The following is a 19,101-nucleotide window of genomic DNA, read 5'->3' on the forward strand; positions in this document are numbered from 1 at the left end:
AAGACACTATCTACGCTTGTTACTACGTGGGGCCTAAATTAGAATCGTCCGCAGAACTATTATCCTTATTCTCGGAAGTGATATCTTTAGGAGCAGAATAAAAACCCTGTCTTGTCAAATGTTCTGTAAGACCTGTAGCCTGCTTTTTAGCAGCTGCATTAGCTTGTTCTAATGTATGATTTTTCTGTCTTAAATCAGCAATGTAGTGTAACAACGTTAGAAATCCCTCTTCGCTGAATGTAAGACCTTTTATGTCCGGCGCGCCCTTTCCTCCTGATAGTTCATAAGCAGCAGAATCTAATCGCTCACTAAAGCGTTCTTTTATAAAGTTATCATTAAGACTGTATCTTAATAACAATCTAACCTCAGTAGTTTTATAAAATTCTAATTCGGAATTTAATGCTTTCTTAGATTCAGTATCCAACCTAGGATCTTGTACTAACATCAATAGTTGAGCTGTTCTCTTTTGAACCAATAAATAAGCGTGTTTATTCGCCCGCTCATAATAAGGATTATTTTCAGGTATGGCCAAATAATATTTTAATGCTTCATCGTCTAATTGCTGTTCTTGACAATACTGACCTAATTCCCAAAGTAAGGATTTATTAGGATAGTCCAGAGCTTTGGTATAAACGTCTTCGAGACTTTTTCCCTGTGCTTTGCATAACTTCAGTTCCGCAAGATAGGTATTTGTATCATCTTTATCAGTAAGACCGAGTGTTCTGTGAATTTCTTCTTTTGCCTTTCCTGCTATTTCATGTAAATGAGATACCGCCTTTAAGAATTGCATCATTTCATACTTATCTTCTGTCGCAAACTTTATACGTCCTAACGTTCTTCCTTGACCCGGTGGGTGCTCGACAGGCGACACATAGGTGATGTTTGTATTGAATGGTAGATTCAGCTGCAATTGCTGCCTCACGCGCTCGATAACTTGCTCCGTACTAAAAACCAATTCCATAGCTACGTGATTGGAGTTTTTAACCTGTTGCGTTCGAAGCTCACTAATATCCTGACTTTGATATGCCTTGTAAATTCTTTCTCTTTTGGCTTCAAATGTTTTATCACGTTTCCAATTATTTTCTGTGGGCATGATTTATATCCTTTATATGCTTCGCTAGAAAGATGTTCCCTTTAATATGTACACCATTATTTTTCGTTTTTCAAAAGCATGATGCTTAACAGGTAGCCCGGAAGAAGCGTAGCGGATTACGGGATTTCTCAACTCATAATTAGCTCTCTCATATACACGAAGGTAAAAACAATATCAGAACAAACCCCGTAATCCGCTACGCTCCTTACGGACTGCATTTCTCAAAACACATTTTAAATCCATCATCTACATCAGCATGCGTCCTCCAGAATCTTAATACTCATTATTAAAATTTCATCAATAATTTTAATAATCCGCTAAGTCTTCATCGATAAAATAACCTAAATCAATTCAATATGATTAAATATTAGACATTTTGAGGCGATGAATTTATTTAACAATGTAAATTAGGAGAGGTCCAATGCTTAGCAAAAAAGAAACACAAATCAATACACGTTCTGTTATCAATCATGACCATTTAATCGCTGATGAAGCTTGTATGATAGGAATTTATAGAGAAGGTGGTAATTTATCAATTTATGCTGAATCACCTGAGGGAATTGAACATTTCTCTATAAATCGAGGAAACACCGTGGATATGGTGATATTAACAGATACTTTAGTAGGAACATGGGAATATCATCAATTACAACGTACAGTGGAGCAAGCAGCACAGATTCGAGCGTTAAGAATGAGTTCTCATGAGTACATCGAACACTCTGCCACTCGCGCTGAATTCGAGCAATTCAAGGGAGTATTTATGCGAGCGTGCGAAGAAAAAATACACAATCAACCTGAAATTGAAAGTTATCTCCAAACTGCTTTGGATATGTTAGATGGGGAACCAGAGATGGCTTACAAACCCAAGTTGTCAGAGCAATGCAGTATTCTCTAGTTTTACTGTAAAAAGCTCGAAGTTTCAAAATCTTCGAGCTTTTGATATCTCTCATTATTCCCGTTGTATTTGCAAACCAAATCGTTCTCAACTATACCTCAAAAGAGACTATCAGGTTCCCTCAATATGGGTGACTTTTTATGGATAAACTAAATCTCAATTTACTTCGCGCCCTGCATGAACTCTTAAACTGTCGTCATCTAACCCTAGCTAGCAAAAGAATGGGCATAAGCCAATCCTCAATGAGTATTTATTTGAAACAACTTCGTGCGCATTTCCATGATGATTTACTTGTTCGTGGGCAAGGCAATATTATGCAACTGACCCCCTTGGCTAGCTCATTGATAGGCAAAACCCGCCAAGCACTCTCAATGATTGAAACATTATTTAATATTACAGATGCCTTTAATCCCTTAATTTCAGAAAGAAGTTTCTCTATTGGGATGACTGATCTGGTCTCAATTTTATTGACTCCGAGCTTGATTCGCCGATTGGAGCAAGAGGCTCCAGGCATAAAATTAAATATTAAGCATCCTAGCTACTTAAATTCGATGGAGGTGTTTGAATCCGGTGAGATTGATTTAATGATTGGTATGTTTGAGGGAGTTCCCGAAAGCCTAAAGCAACAAAAATTGTTTCAAGATGAAGCTGTCATCGTTGGGGGCGGTAACCATCCAGGAATCGATGAAGGGAAAATTTGCATTGAAGAACTATTAAAGTACCCATTAATTCAGTTTTCATTAAGAGATACTCCTTTTTATAATTATTTTGATCGTTATTTACGTCAACTAGGGCATGACAAACGGGTTTCTATTAGCTTAGGCCAGGGAATCATGCCATTACTTGTCCTGACTGATTCTCAATATCTGACATTAAGTATTCGCCATGTAGCTGAAGAGCTTTCTCATTTGATACCCTTAAGTATTGCTTCAGTTCCCTTTGAGGTTGACCGTTTTTATTGCTATCAATATTGGCATCAAAAAGATGATGTTGACCCGGGCCATCGTTGGTTTCGAGAAATGGTCTTCAGTGTGGCTAAGAATTATTATCCGAAATAATCAATTTCAACCCAATCTAAGATGTTAAAACCAGCAAGAGGGTTGGGTCGTTTTCGACCCACCTTCTTTGCTAAGCAAACTCAGATTTTCCTGAAAATTCTGGTTTACGATCCGTTGGACGGGCTTTCACATGCCAGAGTGGCAGCATCAAAAATAATGGAATCAAGCAGCAAACAAACAATGTAAGGAAGAAATTATCCCAGCCGTAATTTTTGATAATTGCCCCCAAAGGAGCACCAGCCATAACAGCACCTAAACAATAAGCAAAAAATCCGGCAAAACCAGTTGCAGTTGCTGCTGCTTTTTTATGCGCTAACTCCGCGCACGCCATACCAATCATCATTTGCGGGCCAAAGATAAAAAAACCAAAGAAAAAAAGAAATAATGAATCGAGGAATGGGGTATATCCCTTAGTCAAAGTAAAGAGCAGTAACGTGGCAAATACACCTGCAGTAAAGAGTACATTAATGGGATTGCGTTTACCTTGAAATATTTTATCAGAAATCCAACCAGCAGCCAGGCTGCCAAAAAACCCACCAACCTCAAACCATATGACACAACTACCAGCTGTGATTAAGGAATAATCCTTCACCTCGGTTAAGTACAACATGCTCCAATCATTTAGAGCCGTTCGCACAATGTAAATAAACAAATAAGAAATGGACAGTATCCAAATATATGGATTGCTTAGCACATAATTCCAAAGAATTTCTTTAACTGAAAGCTCTGTTTTTTCATGGTGGTGATTTGCTGAACCAGAAAAGTCTTTCTTATGTTGCTCTATCGCAGGTAAACCCAGCGACTGAGGAGTATCTCTTAATCGATTGATTAAGAAAAAACCTCCTAAAATGCAGATGATCCCCGGCACAAACATGGCTGAACGCCAGCCGTAATATTGCGCGCACATCGCAACAATCAAGGGAATTAATGCACCCCCAACGTTATGTGATGTATTCCAAATACTCCACCAGCGACCGCGTTCGGATTGAGAATACCAATGGGTTAATAACTTAGTACATCCTGGCCATCCCCAGCCTTGAAACCAGCCATTCAATCCCCAAAAAACAGCAAATAACCACCAGGTGGAAGACAAACCAAACAAAATATTAAAAACTCCTGTCAAAATTAGCCCAATCGCCATTAAATAACGAGGATTTGACTTATCGCCAAGAATTCCACTCAAAAATTTGCTGATGCCATAACTTAAGCTCAAAATACTAGCAATCATTCCAAGTTCAGTTTTGCTCATTCCTAGGGTGCTTTGTAATGCAGGCATAGCGAAGGTAAAACTTTTTCGCGTAAAATAAAACAAAACATACCCTAAATACATTGCATAAAAGGTACGTATACGCCAATAACGATATTGCCGTTCAACAACGACTTTATCTTGAATTTCATTAAGATAAGGAGCAGGTTTTAGAAAAGTCAAAAATGCCATGATCATCCATCATCATGAAAAAAAATAAGATTAGAATGTAACTCGTCAAGTATGTCAAATTATTTCGCATGAAAATGAGCAGATCTCTATCTATAGATCATTAATTAAAAATTTAAATGGAATTCTTCTGAAATTATAAATAAGCTACACGCTTTGTATTAAAAGGGATTTGTGGTAATGAATAAAATAATTAGTTTATTAGATCAAAAGCAAATCGATTTGACTCCTTATAAACGTCCTGAAGTCATAATGGTTTTAAGAAGAAAATGGCGTACTCAAAGAGATTGGATTATTGCCTCGTTCAATCAATATCAATTTACTAAAAAAGAATCTCAAAAAGTCGAATACGCGATCTTAAATGGAGATCTTCGAATAACCGATCTTCTGGAACGCCCTTTTTCCCACAATTTTTGGAGTTTCCTCACCTTTAAATGGGGAGAGATTCTTGCGGGTGGAAAAAGATTATCTAAGCAAGAGATCTTGCAAATTGCTCACTACTCAAGCAAGGGCGAAGAATTTAAAAGAACCCCCATTCAAAATAGAGATAGACTGCTAAAAGGAATCCCCTTGGTTATTGGTAAAGTAGTCACCTCCATGGCACTTTGTATGGTATTTTGCCTGGGATTATTGAGTACTTTAGGAGCACCCTTTGGCGTAAGCCTGGCCTTAGCAATCGTACTTTCCTTCTGTAATGGCATCGTTTGTTTATTAAGTCGTGGGCAAGCCATGCTTGATAGTGCTGGTTTTCAGCCTAAAAAACAAAAAACGTTCACTACCCTTGAAGAAAATATAAGAGAAAAAACAATACTAGATAGTGGTCAGAAATTATTTTTTGGAATTGTGACTTTGTTGGCCTGTATTTCTGCGGGCATTTCTGGATATGCGGGTATTGTAGGACTCCTCACTTTTTTGGGCGCAGGTGCGCTTGCTTCTACCCCTCTCGTTTTGGCAGTAACAATTGGGTTGTCTGTGGTTGCTGCGATTTCTTTTTATTCGTTTCAAGCTGTAGGCATACGGGAAAATTATACCAAATTTAAAAATCTTTTTATTGATGAGTATAAAAAACCTTATGGTCTTTTGAGATGTGCGTTATTAGGAGTGGTAAGCACGCTCTTTTTAGCTGTTTATGCGACGCTGACTTGGTTTACTACTGCATCAGGGGTTAATAAGTTTTTAAACGCTATAGGTGCTACACCTGACACCCTTTTAGCACATGTTATTGCGATGATATGTACTTCGACCACCATGGTAGTGAATACTTTTTCCCAAGTATATAAAGTCTTTAACCCCAAAACGTATGTCGATCTTAAAGAAAAATTTGAATCAATCTATCAACCCCCCGAAGAAAACCAAACAACAGCACAAAAAATACAGTATGGCGCCATTAATATGCTCAAATTATGTGCTTTGATAGGTGATTCTCTTGCTTATTCTGTTGCTGGTGGAATCCGAAGCGGAATTCATATCGGTGAAACATTGGGGGAAGCAATAGGGGAGAAATTTGCATTAACCGTTACTATGGCAATATTGTCTCCAGTCATTTTAGTATTCGTCTCGATCGCCTTTACATGGCCAACCGTTTTCTCTAGAAAAAAGTCAACTCAAAATCCTTCAGAAATGGAACAGCCATTGATAGAAAATAGGAGCTCAGACTCTACTCATGAAACACGGAAAAATAATACTCTATTAACATCAGAAAAATCTCCACAACCTAATGATTCTAAAAGTAAGAAAACTGGGCCAAGATTTTTTGATACGAGTTCGAATGAAGAAGATACTTGCATTTGTCCTTCTTTGGGAAGAACAACTTGGACCTCCTCTACGCTATAAATAATGTAGGGAGGTAAATCAAGAAGATATATGATTTACAAAATTAGTCAGCAGGAAAACAACGGGGTAAATTACAATAAATTATAATCATCATTAATGGTTGGCAGATGAATTCCCGCCTATGCGGGAATGATCTCAATTTAGAGTCTCATAATCTGAAGAGAGATCTTGTGCAGGAGGAATAACAAGATCAATTAGATTTTGAACCTTAAGGATAAATTTTTTGTTGTTCATTACTCGTATTTTTCCATAATAATTAAAATCCAATATTCAAATAAGGCGAGAGCCTAGCCCGTAAGGAGCAAAGAGGATTACGGGATTTCTCAATTAATAATAAGATCCTCTATAGACAGCTAAATTAACAATATTAACAGTAACAAAAAAATATACAGTGGTTCATTATCAAAGGAATTTTTATCTGGGGATAACTATTTTTTCACCCAAGCATTGTGCAATAGCAAAACACAGCCCCCAATAAGATTAAGTCGTTCCGATAGTTTTAGGAAAATTGCAAAAAATAATGTAATGTAAGCAGATTAGAGGGGCTTTGCGGAGACTTTTCTAATTAAACGTTTATTGCAAATATAACAAGATGGGTCTTTTCGTGAACAAAAAAATTTATGCCACCTTTCTTCTCTTGAGCTTACAATCCTTTAAAGTTGTTGCACTAAGTGATAATGAGCAATTACTCAAGCAGTTTCATAACTATGGCATGACGCACTGCGACCAATTTATTATCAATCAAACCGACTTATTAAATAAAACAAATTGGTCATTTGACATAGAAAGCCCTTCTAATTCGCTTGGGAAAGGCTACTCTGTTGTAACATTAATAATTACTTATGGTTCCAAAGGGGATTCAATTAAACAAGATTTATCATTTATTGAAACACCGAATCGATGCATCTTAACAAAACGTGCCACTCTAACTTCTAAAGGTCCTTGTAGTCAGAGTATCAATGCAGATTATTGGCACATATCCGATTCAAGACCCAAGATAGATTATTCTAGTTATCGAAACAAAGGTAATGTACCTATGTTGGCTAAGGAAATTAATGTAGGGGATTTTAAAGCATGCATTCAGGAGTTTCGTTTTACGAGCGATTCTAAACATGATGAATAGCAAGGCGTACTGGTATGGCTTGGAAAGCTGCCACCCCAAAAATGGGTCCTCGATACGCTAAGATTGATAGCTGAGAATCAAGGTAGGTACTATTCTCCTGACTTATTATCATTATTGTCATATTCGAATAGGTACCGTAGGAGGAATTCAAGATTTTTTATTTAATAATAAAGAGTATTAGGCTATTTTAACAATGCCTTAAACGTTCTTAAAAATATTTCCCTTAGAGAAAAAAATGATCGAGATAAAAATGCTAGAAGAAGTGCATATGAATGAATTGTCATCTTATCTCAATCATTATCAAGAAACGACCATGTTTATTAGAAATAATTTATACCATTCAGGAATTACCTACCAAAATAAACCTTTTCACGGAGACTATTATGGCTCCTTTGAAGGAAATCAACTTAAGGGTGTTTTAGCTCATTATTGGAATGGTAACGTAATGATGCAAGCGGAAAATCTCATAGTACTATCAGCGTTGGTAGAAGAATTTAAGCTTAAAAGAAAAAGACCAATTGCTGGAATCCTTGGTGAAGATTCCCAAGCAAATTTTGTGATTAAAAACCTAGGTGTAAAATCCTCACAGTTTGCTATTAACTATAAGGAAAAACTCTTTCTACTTAATCTTGAAAAAATGATTATTCCTCAAACAGTTCACTCACAGAGTTACACGCTAAAAACAGTTTATGATAGTGAAATGGATGTCATCAAAAAATGGCTCATCGCATACAATGTAGAAGCCCTTGGAGATGATGAGAATAATCCTAAACTTGAAGAATCTGTTATTAATGAAATTCAAGATATACAGCTTAGCCAAAATCGATGGGTATTATACTTAAATAATACGCCTGTTTCATTATGCGGATTTAATGCCAATCTACCTGATATTGTACAAATTGGCCCTGTTTATACCCCTCCTTCCTTAAGAAATAAGGGTTTTGCACGAATTACCGTATATCTATGCTTAAAACAAGCTGCCATCCGACAAGTGAAAAGAGCAATTTTGTTCACAAACAATAATTCTGCAATACGAACTTACCGAGCCCTAGGCTTTGAAGAAATTGGAACATATCGCTTGGCCTTATTGAAATAAGGACGTGTTGAATCCTATTCTATCCCATAAAACTATTGGATATCTTGCTTGCATGAAGACAAATAAATAAAATTTTTATAATGAAATCAAAAAATTACAATCCAAGTGTACTCCATCCCAAAACAAGTTAACTTCAGTTGAAGATAAGTTACTCCCTATTGAGTTCCAATCTAATACGAACACAAGCCCAACAACAGATCAATTAGACCTATAAATGCACTATTATTATAATTATTAGAAGGTACTTTATGTTTTAGAGGAACAACATATGGAAGAGAAACGAACTCTAAAAGACAAATATGTTTACGTCCTTGTAAATGACTTTCCCGGGTTATTAAGAGCAGGAGAAACATTAGAAAGCATCGCCAATATAACCTTTTCAGAAGATAAACTCTTTGCAGATACTCAAGTAAGCGTTTATCAAGATTTCAAAAAAGCTGCAGATGCATCTAGAAAGTTATATAAAAAAACAGGAATGGAATTGCAACGACATGGTCAACATCATAAGTTCTACCATACTGGGATTGCTAAAATTAAAATAGATGAACAAAAAATGGGAGAAAAATTATCCCGCGAAGAATTTATTGATGGATTAGAATCAATAACCCACACGAGTGGAATAATCATAACTCGAACCGAACTGGATGCAATAAAACACGAACAACAGGAAGAAAATAATATATTGTATCGGTTCGATGTTAAGGAAGAGCGATTCAAAACCCAGTCTATTATAAAAGATATTTCCGCGATTCCTCACAAGCTACGATACTTATTATTTGTTGACTATGAATTATTTCACCATTGCAAGGAAAATTGGATTGATTATGAGTTTAGAGAACAAAAATGTGTTAAAAATTTGTTTGATACCACCACCACGATTTTAGAGTTATACAGGCGGGATCCCAAAATTAGAACAAGTATAACCCTTGAGCTAATAGATAAGTTGCATCTTCAGCTGAGTACAGGTTTAGCCCAAATGGAGGGCGAAGGGGAAGCTCTTAAAAAATACCGTACCATTTATAACGGATTTCCGATTTTCAAAGAAACATCCACATTAGAAGGGGTTACAGAATTATTATTCCGAATTAGAGAGGACAACAATGCAGAGGGATTTATGCTTGGAAGTCCTTCAACATTGGAGTTTTCAAATAGAGAAGAGATGATTGCTGTAATCGGAGAAGCGAGACAAAATGCACTCGCATGTGCTGGTGACACTTCTTCAGACACATGTGTAAACATTAAAAATTTCCAAGATGAGCAAATAAAAGAGCTCGCTAATAATATTTATGAGAAAATTAAAAAAGGGGTACCTATTTATATACTCACTCCAGAGCCTAAATTAGCTTATGAATATTCTTTAAATGCTGTTAAAACCTACAATAAGGAGATCAGAGAAGCAGATACTGTTCATGATAAGATAAGAGCCATTGATAAACTAACCCATGAATTAGAAATTCTTCATTTATATTATGATGTAAATCTTCGAACGAATTATTTATTGATGAACTTATTATTAATAACTAATGGTATAAAATGGACAATTTTATACAACCCCAATCGTATTGACCTTTATAGTGAAGAACAAAGAATAAACGAAATTAAAAAAGGGATTTTTCGATTTGAACACCTAATCGAACATCAGCAGGAAATGCTCAAAGAGTATAATCAATTAAATAATGGATTAGCTAAAGAATTCAGATACGGTAACTTAGGATTTTATCAACCCTTTCAGAGGGACGAAAGATTGAAAGTAGCCCAGAAAGCTGCACTCCGCAGTTCTGATCCGGTAGGAGATGTAGAAAAGGAAATGCAAAAATTTGATGAAGATTCCAAAGCAGAGCAAAACCAAATAAACAGTGTAATAGATGAATGGTCAAAAAAATACGAAGAAGCTGAAGGATCTTTGAATAATTTTTTAAAGCAATATACTATTTAATTCTTAGCCTAAGCTGTCTTAGAGAAACTACCATAAGGGCTAATTTAAAATTCTGAGATTTGGGGGAAACGACCCAACCTACTTCCCACATGTTAAAAACTTTGGATTTTTTTAACATTAAAATTTAATCTATTAAAATTCATATATCTAAGGAGATATATAAATGGATGTATTAAATTTCCATACCTTATTATTGTATATCCAACATAGTATCTCTTTTTGTGGCGTTCTCGTTATTTTTATTGGTGTTTTGATCGCTTTATTTCATTACATTTCTTATCTATTTTTTACCTCAGATACCAAAAATATTAATCAAATTCGATTACGATTAGGTCGAGTATTGACATTAGGATTGGAGTTTATTGTAGCTGCTGATTTAATAGGAACAACTACTGCACCGGACTATTATTCAGTTGGAATTGTTGCAAGCATCGTTTTAATACGAACGCTATTAAGTTATACCTTAAATCGTGAAATTAAAGACCTTAGTCAACAGGAAGACAACGGTTTTAATTATAATAAATTATAATTATTATGAAGGGATTGTGAGATGGATTCCCGCGTACTCAGGAAATGATATAAATTTAATGTTTCCTTATATAACAATTTGCTATAATTTTATTACTTCCAATCCATTCACAAAGACTGTATGGCTCATAAAACGGGCAGCGCTAATTTACCATTGCATTATGGTCGTGTGCCTACTTGGCTTGCGGATCGTATGGCTAAATTAGGTGCGATCATATGCCAGGCTATTATTCACCATTATGGGCGTGATGAGATTCTTCGCCGTTTATCTAATCCCTTTTGGTTCCAATCCTTTGGGGCGGTTATGGGCATGGATTGGCATTCTTCAGGAATTACTACCAGTGTTATAGGGGCTCTGAAGCGCGGTTTAACCCCGCTCGCGCATGAACTTGGAGTGCATGTATGTGGTGGCAGGGGCAAATATTCACGGCAAACTCCCCAGGAGCTTATCAGTATAGGAACCAAAGTCGGTTTTGACGGACAGCAACTTGCGCAATGCAGCCGTCTCGTAGCTAAAGTAGATAGTGCTGCGGTCCAAGATGGATTCGATCTGTACTTGCACGGCTTTATCGTTACGGATGAGGGCAAGTGGACGATTATCCAACAGGGCATGAATACGGTTAATAAACAGGCACGACGCTATCACTGGTTATCGGAAGGATTGACTAGTTTCATTGACGCACCTCATACGGCCATAGAAGGATTTCATCAAGGAAATATCATCAATCTCACCGATCAACGTGCTCACTTATCACGATTTAAGCAAATTGAGCTTTTGAAAACATGTTCCCCTGAACGTATTCTTGCAGAACTATCCAAGCAAAAAAAGAATGGACTGAAGCCAGTAAACGATTCAACAGAACAGCTTCTTTTACCCCATCTCGATTTGCCGGCACATCATGATGTTAGAGCAGAAAATATTTCCATCACTCGTTTACATAGCAATATTGCTGCAGCCATCAATCGGGGGCCAGAAGATTTTACTGAGCTTCTTCTAACTCCCGGCGTGGGGGCAAGAACCGTTCTCGCTTTGGCTTTTGTGGCTGAGGTCATTCATGGTGCTCCTTACAGATTTTCCGATCCAGCTCGTTTTTCTTTGGCTCATGGTGGCAAAGATCGTCACCCTTTCCCTGTTCCTGTTAAAGTCTATGACGAAACCATCCGGGTATTGAAAACTGCCATTCAAAAAGCACATTTAGGTCAAAGCGATAAATTGGATGCCATTAAGCGACTCGATAATCAAGCACGTGAATTAGAACAATACATTATTTCTGGTCCTTCTGTAGAAGAAATAATTACTCATGAAAAAAAGGCCTCCCCAACTTATGGTGGCAGAAGCATTTTTGGGTGGGAGCGTTAACTACTGCCTAAGCTTAAACAAGATTTTTATTTTTTAACAGTTGATTTAAACGTTGTGCATCTTGAGGTGCATTCGCTTTTTCATCATTGTCAAAATAGCAATAGATTGTTTTACCCTCTTTATGCCAATTAATAAATTTCCCTACATATTCCATTAAGGTAGATTCTTCATAAGCTCCTTTATATGCCTCTATATTAGGTCCATGCATGCGAATATAGATAAAAGGACTTGTGACTATTTCCGGTGAGCGATACATTTTATGATCATAAAAACAAAGTGACATTTGGTTTTTATCTAACAACTCATAAAGTTCTTCACAAAACCAGCTTTTGTGTCTGAATTCAAATGTATATAAATACTTTTTAGGAAGCTGCTGAATAAATGTTTTCAAAGTGGGGATTTCTATTTTCCACCAGGGTGGGAATTGAAATAATATAGGGCCTAATTTTTCTTCAAAATGACTAAACGCTTTAAGTAGTTTATCCACAGTTTCAGTGCTTTCTTTTAACTTTTGAAAATGAGTAATGTATCGATTTGCTTTACATGAAAAAACGAACTCAGGTGGTGTTATATCTACCCAGTTTCTTATATTTTTTTCTTTAGGAATTTGATAAAAACTATTATTAAGTTCCACACTATTCAACAAGTCAGCATAATAAGGAAGTACCAGATTAGGTTTTATCTTTTGTGGGTAGAAATTGCCCAACCATCCCGAATAGCTCCATCCTGAAGTACCTATGTTAAACGGATTTTTTTTCATAAAAAATCTCGGTTTTTTAAAATGATGTTTAATTATAGGATACACAAAGCAAGTCGTTGGGTCAGAATGACCCAACGTAGGTTTACTGACCACAATCTATTGTGGATTTTGTCCAGGAGTTGCTAATCCATTATGATTAAAATTAATGGAACATGCGTAACGACATGACGAGGTCTTGGGAACTTCTTTTCCATTCTTGCTCATATCAGCATTAGTATAACGGCAAAGAATACTTTTTCCCTTACGATAAGAATGCCCCGCCGCACCCTCTTCTTGAACCTTAGGACCTGTGAGCATATTGTAGAGTTTTTTTGCTTGCGTACCATGGATATTAAACTGCATGGCATAAGCTGCGGGTATATTAAAAAAACAAATTGAAGTCAAAACCAAGGCAATTTGTGCTGAACGCATCATGTTATCTCCCTCTTTTATTTTGTTCTGTTTCAATAGAATATTTTTTTACGTGCATTTTAGAGTAGTAGGATGGGTCACAAAATGCCAGTGATTCTTTATTTCATTGAACAATTGTTTCGACAAAGAAGATTGTAATTGTGGGTCAAATGCCCCAACCCACTGTAACAAAATTTGGAATGTTTAAAATTTATGCGGACTCGTTGACATTAAATCAACGGAATGGATAATATTGTTCCTTTTTAAGTTATAGGTTGTACTCATGGGAAAAGTGAGCAAAACTGCGGAAATGAGAAGCAAAATTATCGAGAAACTTACTGCTGAATTTAAGAAATTGGTGGCAGAGAATGGCCAAGCTAAAGCGCCATTAGTAGCACTAATGAATGCTGGCGATAATCCGCAAGCTATGCTGATCACGATTGATAAAAAGCCTGTTACCCTTAAATTCCTAGGTGGGTCAGTGATATCCCTTTTTTCGGCAACATACAAAGATTTTAGCGTGGTGTTTCGCGTGTTACCCGCTGAAGAAAAATATGTGGCTGCTTACGATGTGCTGCGAGTACAACCAGAACTTGCTAAGCACTTTCCAGAACGATATCTTTTGTTACCATTCAAAAATCGCAAAAATAGTTATTATCTTGAGCTAATTGAATATTGTGGTAAGGGTAGTCTGGAGCGGCATGCGGAGGATTTTGACACTTCATTTGATTATTCAAGGAAGATGTTACAACTCATGGTGGATTTAGAAAGGGCTGGCTTTCGCTTTACAGATATTAAACCGAGTAATTTTATTGTTGCGGATGATGGACGTTTAGTCCTTTGCGATATTAAGTCTTTATTGAATGTGCTCGAAGAAAGCTCTATTCCTAAAATGGAAGTTGCCCAAACCCCTATCTATCGCTCCAGACCCACTTCACTTAGCGTGACATCAAGTTCAGATACTTCAAGTGAATATTCGATTTCGGAAATTGATTATAAATCGCGCTATAAGATGGGAGTTAGCATCTATGAAGTGATAACAGGGGTGCCGGTTGCCAGTAATTTTGGAAATTCAAAGAAATCTTTATTTAACTTAATGAACCAGCAACAGTATGACTTAGCAAAAGACACCCCCTTGGGATTGGATGCACAGACCATACAATTGGCTGTCACCAATTTATCAGCCTATTTGGATCAGCTCGATATGCAGGGACCAGGTACACGACTCGATTTCAACCACCCCGCCTTTAACTCTCCCCTAGGCAAAAGTGTAAAAAAGGTTATTCGTGGATTAACTCATGAGAAAGCAAATAAGCGGATGGATTTTTCACAAGCTTTGTTAATGCTAACGCTCGCAGCAAAGAAAGAAGCTATTTCATCAACTGCTATTCACAATGCAGAGCAATCATCCGCGCCACAATCAGATGAATCAATGGAAAGTACACCAGAGAAGAAGAAGCATAAGGCAAAGAAAAAAGTTTCAATTAAAATGTTTTCAGAACAGGAACTAGCCACTTCTTCTGCTTCCTATCTAGTAGAGCAGGAATTACAACAAACGACACCAGAACCCGAAAAAAAGCCCACTCCTAAGTTGAGTCTAAATGCAAAGCAATACTCACATCGCGATTTAGAAAAGCATTTAATGTTTAAAGATAAAACGCCAAAAACAGCAAGAGGGAAAGAACCGAGAGAACAAGAAAAAGCTGAGAACGTTACCGATAAAAGAAATAATTTTAAAGGCAAAGGAAGGGCAGCTAGTGTTTCAGTTATTCCAAGTATTAGCAAAACGATAAAACCACTGGAATCTGACAAACATAATTCTGGGAAAACTGGTAATTTGTCGCCGAAATACTACTAAAGGCCCCCTTCTCTAGCGTCCTTGCGTTTAATTTGTTGGGTCAAACGACCCAACCTACCGGGAAAAATCAGAGTATTTTTACTCCATGGACTTTATCCTGTAAAACAAGCAAAATTGATTAAAGGAATTCTTGGATGAGAGGGCAAGGCCATGCCAAAAAACTATAAATTCCATGATGATAATGCTTCTGAAGACTCTTGTTATGAAAGTGACGGAGAAACAGAATATTATCCCCAAAAAAAAATTGGTTCGGGCACATACGCCAAAGCACGAAAATTTCAATCTGTTGATGGTCAACGCTCAATTGCCGTACTAATGCCAGCGGATAGTGATGATGTTGATTTTATCGAGGCCTACAATAAATATAAATTTTTCAAAACCCTATACCCGAAACAAACTAGTGAATTAATAGAACGGGAGGATACTTATCGTTTGGTGCTTCCCTATATTGATGGCATACCCTATGAAGAGTTGCATTTTACTAATGAAAGGCAACAAATAAAGCTTTTTATTTCTGCAATTGAAGCATTAAAAGATTGTCATGATAAGGGATATATAGTTCTGGATTTAAAAGCGGACAATATTCTTTATAATAAGGATTCAGGTAAAAGTTATTTACTTGATGGAGGTATTTCTGTAAAGAAAGGGATGCTACTCGACCCAGATATCTTTTTTGTAAAAACTCAAGAGGCTCTAATATCGAATAAAACAACATATACGCAAATTGCACCCGAATGCTGGTCACAAAAGCCGATAACTGCTCAAAAAAGTATGGATGTTTACGCTCTAGGTGTTATGATGCAATCGATATTAAAACCATCTGCCGCTCTCAATCGTCTCATTCAATTATGTCTCTCGCTCAAACCAGAACATCGACCTACTTTGGGCACACTGGAAAAACATCTTCGACAATTGTTAGTTCATCCAAGAAATCAACCTCAAAAAGCTCCCCCTAAAAAATACTCAAATAATGAACAAAGCAATTATGCCAATGCTTTGAAAATATTAGCAGAGCAAGGTATTGTCCTCACGAAAAGACAATATAAAAGACTTAGAGAAAACAATAAAATTCCGAACGCTATTGTTGATTTTAATAATGAATGTGTTCTGATCCAGGAGAGCCAAAATACAATTAAAAACCTTTATTTTAGTACTTATAAAAGAGAAACGCTTACCTTAATGCTCCGAGGTCCTATCGAATTTAAAAAAGAATATCCTCTCATTGAAAAAAGGGCCATGATCTTTATTAATACTCAATTATTTAGAAGATTTACCCAAACCCAGACCATAAAAATTTTAACCACCTTAAGCGACTCTAAAACAGAATTAGTTGCCCCATTTACTTTGCATAAACCGAGGAACAGTATTTTTGAAGCCCCTAAAAAAGGAGCTGAACATGACGAGGTAAAAAAAATAGAAGTGTTGAAAATGTAGTTACGATTGTTTTCATTCCGCTGACAAGAAATTGCTAGGTCAAAATGATAACCTTCTTAATGATTCATTTGTAAGCCTTTGAAACCATTATGCAAAAGTTGAAACTTGTTTTCATATTCAATATTATTTTCCCCCAATAATATAGGAATTATATCCAATTAAGCTTACGGACTCTCCAAAACTAACAATAATGCAGTTAAACCAAGAGTTTAAAACGTTCTTAAACAGCAACAGCAAGCTCCTAGTAGTTTGATAATCATGTAATTTGCCTAAAAAATAGAACAATGGATGAGTTTCATCTCGCCCTATATGAGTTGGCAACTCAAGTAGGGAGAGAAACTATTAAAATGAAATATATTTAAACAACGAACGATAAAAAATGAATTATCAGAATATTACAAGTTAATGGATGAAATTAATTCTTTATTCTATGATGAAGATTTAAAACAGGAGATGAAATTAGCGTTTGAAGGAAAACCCGTCTCGGGGTTCAATGTACTTATTGACTATAAAAATAACTCAAGCATGGGTTATAAAGGAACATTTTTTGAAGATAGTCATATAGTGACATATAAAATTACGTTTTCAGATGATACCGAACTGACATGGCATTCCTTAAAAGATGAAAAAGAAATGCAACAAGCCAGGCAAATTTTTGAGAAAAAGGTCCCGCAACCTAAAAAAGAAATAATACTTGAACCAACGGATACAACAAAGGAAGAGGAAATTCCTACGTCAGACAAAGGTGATGACTCTCGGTATTCAAATTCATGTGCACTTATCTAGGATTAACAAAGCAAATAGCAACTGTCTTGAAATAAAATACAAGGCAGTTGCTACCGTACTTTGTAGTTTTAGCTAGATGATGGGCTGCATCTTGAACCTACAGAATAGGTGTCGCGTTCATCTTGCCGAGATTGGGAGCGCTTGAAAAATTTAAAACTCTTTTTTTCTGGTTGCGGTGATGGCGTAGGACTTCCCTCAACATTTAAAGTGATGTTTGCAAAGGCTTCTAGCATGGTACGAAAATTGGCCACATCTTCACTAGTACCACCGTTAAGTATCGTTATTTTTTGCAAGGTTTGCTTATTTTTTTCAATAAATAAAAACAACTGAGCAAGTTTCGATTTATTTTGAAAGACACTCAAATCTTCGATGACTATTCCTTCTAAATTAGAGAACTCCATAGCTTTTAGCATGCAAACTAGGTCTGCAAATTTATCATTTTGTAATTTCTGCGAGGATGCATCGATGTTACTCGGCTTCTTCGAGGAGGCACCGATTGTAAGATATTTAACATTCTTGAATATTGAAAAATCAAGAGTGCGATCCATGTTGTTTCTTATGGCGATTAAATCTTCTTTGACTTGCTGTAAAAAAACCTCTTTAGCAGCGTCCAGAACAATTTTGTGAATATGATGAAGATCATTATTATTATTTGAAGAAGATTGTGGAAAAATTTCTTCAAATTTTGCTGTTAATGCTTCATTGTTTAATTGCTCTTCATTCACCAAGGTACTCAGGAATTTTTCTATCAAATTTGACATCCGCTCAGGAAAGTAACGTAACTCTGCTGAAGATAAATCCTCATTTAATGAGGATCCATCTAATTTCATTGCAAACCAAGCTTTAGTTTTAGTTTCTAACTGGCAATGTTGGGTAGCTAAACGTATCTCCTCTATAAGATTAAAAAAGTTAATAAATCTCGAACTACTATTAGGAGGCTGTACAGAAAATTTTTCTAGAGCATCGAGAAAACGAAATGTTTGCTTGGGTTGCTCCAGTAGCGTTTCAATAAGTTTTAATAATTTCTCGAGCAATTTATCCTGTTGTATTTGCCGCCATTGGCTAGTAAGTTGCTGGATTTCTTTTGTATTTTCTTCCCAATTTGTATTGATACTCAAGCCAACAATTGTTCCAGAGCCATTGAAAACTATTTCTTCCTGTCGGGTTTGGATTGGAATTCCCTTTGCTAGAGGATTTGTTTGTTTCTCTTTATTGTAAAGAGCTGCGAGAGGAAGCTGCTTACTAACAAATAATTGCATTCCATCTCCTTTAAGAGTTCTTGTGTACCTAAGTTGTCTTTTCGATTCTATTTCTGATTGAGTGATTGGATCCTGAGTTACAATTGGGTCATGTGAAGGCCTTGATTGATACGCTGAATTATTTGGCAACAGAGGTTCGGTATTCGTTCCATTATTCTTTTTTGTACGTTTGGGCATAAGTATTCTCATTCACTAATGTTAGTCAAAATAATAATTAAAAATTCTATAGCAAAGTTGCTAGGTATTTATAATCCCGA

At 36.3% G+C, this 19,101-nt stretch carries 16 protein-coding genes; 11 read left to right on the forward strand and 5 right to left on the reverse strand.

What is annotated here, in order from left to right; translation table 11 throughout:
* Window positions 1-22: 22 nt before the first annotated feature.
* On the reverse strand, window positions 23-1,093 hold the full coding sequence (locus ACWTEW_RS00355) for a hypothetical protein (protein WP_454783331.1): 1,071 nt from the start codon (window positions 1,091-1,093) through the stop codon (window positions 23-25).
* Between the two features lie 421 nt (window positions 1,094-1,514).
* On the opposite strand from ACWTEW_RS00355, the gene ACWTEW_RS00360 reads away from it, so the two are divergent.
* Together ACWTEW_RS00360 and ACWTEW_RS00365 are read left to right on the forward strand one after the other, a co-directional pair.
* Window positions 1,515-1,988 (forward strand): hypothetical protein, encoded by a 474-nt coding sequence (locus tag ACWTEW_RS00360; protein ID WP_454783332.1) that lies wholly within the window; start codon window positions 1,515-1,517, stop codon window positions 1,986-1,988.
* Between the two features lie 140 nt (window positions 1,989-2,128).
* The gene (locus ACWTEW_RS00365; RefSeq protein WP_454783333.1) at window positions 2,129-3,046 is read left to right on the forward strand and encodes a LysR family transcriptional regulator; all 918 of its coding nucleotides are present in this window, start codon (window positions 2,129-2,131) and stop codon (window positions 3,044-3,046) included.
* A 70-nt stretch (window positions 3,047-3,116) separates the two neighbouring features.
* Here the strand turns inward: ACWTEW_RS00365 and pgtP are convergent, their stop codons facing one another.
* Window positions 3,117-4,484: a phosphoglycerate transporter protein PgtP gene (pgtP, locus tag ACWTEW_RS00370; RefSeq protein ID WP_454783334.1), complete on the reverse strand. Its 1,368-nt coding sequence runs from the start codon at window positions 4,482-4,484 to the stop codon at window positions 3,117-3,119.
* Between the two features lie 177 nt (window positions 4,485-4,661).
* Here pgtP and ACWTEW_RS00375 point away from each other — a divergent pair, with 177 nt between their 5' ends.
* The 6 genes from ACWTEW_RS00375 to ACWTEW_RS00400 all read left to right on the forward strand — a co-directional run bounded on the left by ACWTEW_RS00375 (window position 4,662) and on the right by ACWTEW_RS00400 (window position 12,357).
* On the forward strand, window positions 4,662-6,314 hold the full coding sequence (locus ACWTEW_RS00375; protein WP_454783335.1) for a hypothetical protein: 1,653 nt from the start codon (window positions 4,662-4,664) through the stop codon (window positions 6,312-6,314).
* Window positions 6,315-6,918: 604 nt separating this feature from the next.
* Window positions 6,919-7,437 (forward strand): hypothetical protein, encoded by a 519-nt coding sequence (locus ACWTEW_RS00380; protein WP_454783336.1) that lies wholly within the window; start codon window positions 6,919-6,921, stop codon window positions 7,435-7,437.
* 268 nt (window positions 7,438-7,705) lie between these two features.
* The gene (locus ACWTEW_RS00385) at window positions 7,706-8,533 is read left to right on the forward strand and encodes a GNAT family N-acetyltransferase (RefSeq protein ID WP_454783337.1); all 828 of its coding nucleotides are present in this window, start codon (window positions 7,706-7,708) and stop codon (window positions 8,531-8,533) included.
* A 268-nt stretch (window positions 8,534-8,801) separates the two neighbouring features.
* Entirely contained in the window at window positions 8,802-10,469 is a 1,668-nt protein-coding gene (locus ACWTEW_RS00390) for a hypothetical protein (protein WP_454783338.1), read from the forward strand.
* 163 nt (window positions 10,470-10,632) lie between these two features.
* Window positions 10,633-10,998: a DUF1622 domain-containing protein gene (locus ACWTEW_RS00395; protein ID WP_454783339.1), complete on the forward strand. Its 366-nt coding sequence runs from the start codon at window positions 10,633-10,635 to the stop codon at window positions 10,996-10,998.
* 120 nt (window positions 10,999-11,118) lie between these two features.
* Window positions 11,119-12,357 (forward strand): DUF763 domain-containing protein, encoded by a 1,239-nt coding sequence (locus ACWTEW_RS00400; protein ID WP_454783340.1) that lies wholly within the window; start codon window positions 11,119-11,121, stop codon window positions 12,355-12,357.
* Between the two features lie 13 nt (window positions 12,358-12,370).
* Here ACWTEW_RS00400 and ACWTEW_RS00405 read toward each other — a convergent pair whose 3' ends face one another.
* Both ACWTEW_RS00405 and ACWTEW_RS00410 read right to left on the reverse strand, forming a co-directional pair.
* A complete protein-coding gene (locus tag ACWTEW_RS00405; protein WP_454783341.1) occupies window positions 12,371-13,117 on the reverse strand; it encodes a DUF72 domain-containing protein in 747 nt (248 codons plus the stop codon).
* Between the two features lie 96 nt (window positions 13,118-13,213).
* Window positions 13,214-13,531, reverse strand: a complete 318-nt coding sequence (locus ACWTEW_RS00410) for a hypothetical protein (RefSeq protein WP_454783342.1) — start codon at window positions 13,529-13,531, stop codon at window positions 13,214-13,216.
* Between the two features lie 259 nt (window positions 13,532-13,790).
* On the opposite strand from ACWTEW_RS00410, the gene ACWTEW_RS00415 reads away from it, so the two are divergent.
* From ACWTEW_RS00415 to ACWTEW_RS00425, 3 genes are all read left to right on the forward strand, one after another.
* Window positions 13,791-15,365, forward strand: a complete 1,575-nt coding sequence (locus ACWTEW_RS00415) for a hypothetical protein (protein ID WP_454783343.1) — start codon at window positions 13,791-13,793, stop codon at window positions 15,363-15,365.
* A 150-nt stretch (window positions 15,366-15,515) separates the two neighbouring features.
* Window positions 15,516-16,799 carry a protein kinase domain-containing protein gene (locus ACWTEW_RS00420; protein WP_454783344.1) on the forward strand — a complete coding sequence of 428 codons (1,284 nt, stop codon included), beginning with the start codon at window positions 15,516-15,518 and terminating at the stop codon, window positions 16,797-16,799.
* 405 nt (window positions 16,800-17,204) lie between these two features.
* The gene (locus ACWTEW_RS00425) at window positions 17,205-17,585 is read left to right on the forward strand and encodes a hypothetical protein (RefSeq protein ID WP_454783345.1); all 381 of its coding nucleotides are present in this window, start codon (window positions 17,205-17,207) and stop codon (window positions 17,583-17,585) included.
* A 68-nt stretch (window positions 17,586-17,653) separates the two neighbouring features.
* Here ACWTEW_RS00425 and ACWTEW_RS00430 read toward each other — a convergent pair whose 3' ends face one another.
* The gene (locus tag ACWTEW_RS00430) at window positions 17,654-19,021 is read right to left on the reverse strand and encodes a hypothetical protein (RefSeq protein WP_454783346.1); all 1,368 of its coding nucleotides are present in this window, start codon (window positions 19,019-19,021) and stop codon (window positions 17,654-17,656) included.
* Between the last annotated feature and the right edge of the window lie 80 nt (window positions 19,022-19,101).

This window comes from Legionella stuttgartensis (assembly GCF_977063405.2).

Excerpts from the sequence above, each read along its gene's own strand:
- ACWTEW_RS00410 (WP_454783342.1), bottom strand. The coding sequence starts at position 13,531 with ATGATGCGTTCAGCACAAATTGCCTTGGTTTTGACTTCAATTTGTTTT.
- pgtP (WP_454783334.1), bottom strand. The coding sequence starts at position 4,484 with ATGGCATTTTTGACTTTTCTAAAACCTGCTCCTTATCTTAATGAAATT.
- ACWTEW_RS00375 (WP_454783335.1), top strand. The coding sequence starts at position 4,662 with ATGAATAAAATAATTAGTTTATTAGATCAAAAGCAAATCGATTTGACT.
- ACWTEW_RS00365 (WP_454783333.1), top strand. The coding sequence starts at position 2,129 with ATGGATAAACTAAATCTCAATTTACTTCGCGCCCTGCATGAACTCTTA.
- ACWTEW_RS00390 (WP_454783338.1), top strand. The coding sequence starts at position 8,802 with ATGGAAGAGAAACGAACTCTAAAAGACAAATATGTTTACGTCCTTGTA.
- ACWTEW_RS00400 (WP_454783340.1), top strand. The coding sequence starts at position 11,119 with ATGGCTCATAAAACGGGCAGCGCTAATTTACCATTGCATTATGGTCGT.
- ACWTEW_RS00360 (WP_454783332.1), top strand. The coding sequence starts at position 1,515 with ATGCTTAGCAAAAAAGAAACACAAATCAATACACGTTCTGTTATCAAT.
- ACWTEW_RS00430 (WP_454783346.1), bottom strand. The coding sequence starts at position 19,021 with ATGCCCAAACGTACAAAAAAGAATAATGGAACGAATACCGAACCTCTG.
- ACWTEW_RS00420 (WP_454783344.1), top strand. The coding sequence starts at position 15,516 with ATGCCAAAAAACTATAAATTCCATGATGATAATGCTTCTGAAGACTCT.
- ACWTEW_RS00395 (WP_454783339.1), top strand. The coding sequence starts at position 10,633 with ATGGATGTATTAAATTTCCATACCTTATTATTGTATATCCAACATAGT.
- ACWTEW_RS00355 (WP_454783331.1), bottom strand. The coding sequence starts at position 1,093 with ATGCCCACAGAAAATAATTGGAAACGTGATAAAACATTTGAAGCCAAA.
- ACWTEW_RS00405 (WP_454783341.1), bottom strand. The coding sequence starts at position 13,117 with ATGAAAAAAAATCCGTTTAACATAGGTACTTCAGGATGGAGCTATTCG.
- ACWTEW_RS00385 (WP_454783337.1), top strand. The coding sequence starts at position 7,706 with ATGAATGAATTGTCATCTTATCTCAATCATTATCAAGAAACGACCATG.
- ACWTEW_RS00415 (WP_454783343.1), top strand. The coding sequence starts at position 13,791 with ATGGGAAAAGTGAGCAAAACTGCGGAAATGAGAAGCAAAATTATCGAG.
- ACWTEW_RS00425 (WP_454783345.1), top strand. The coding sequence starts at position 17,205 with ATGGATGAAATTAATTCTTTATTCTATGATGAAGATTTAAAACAGGAG.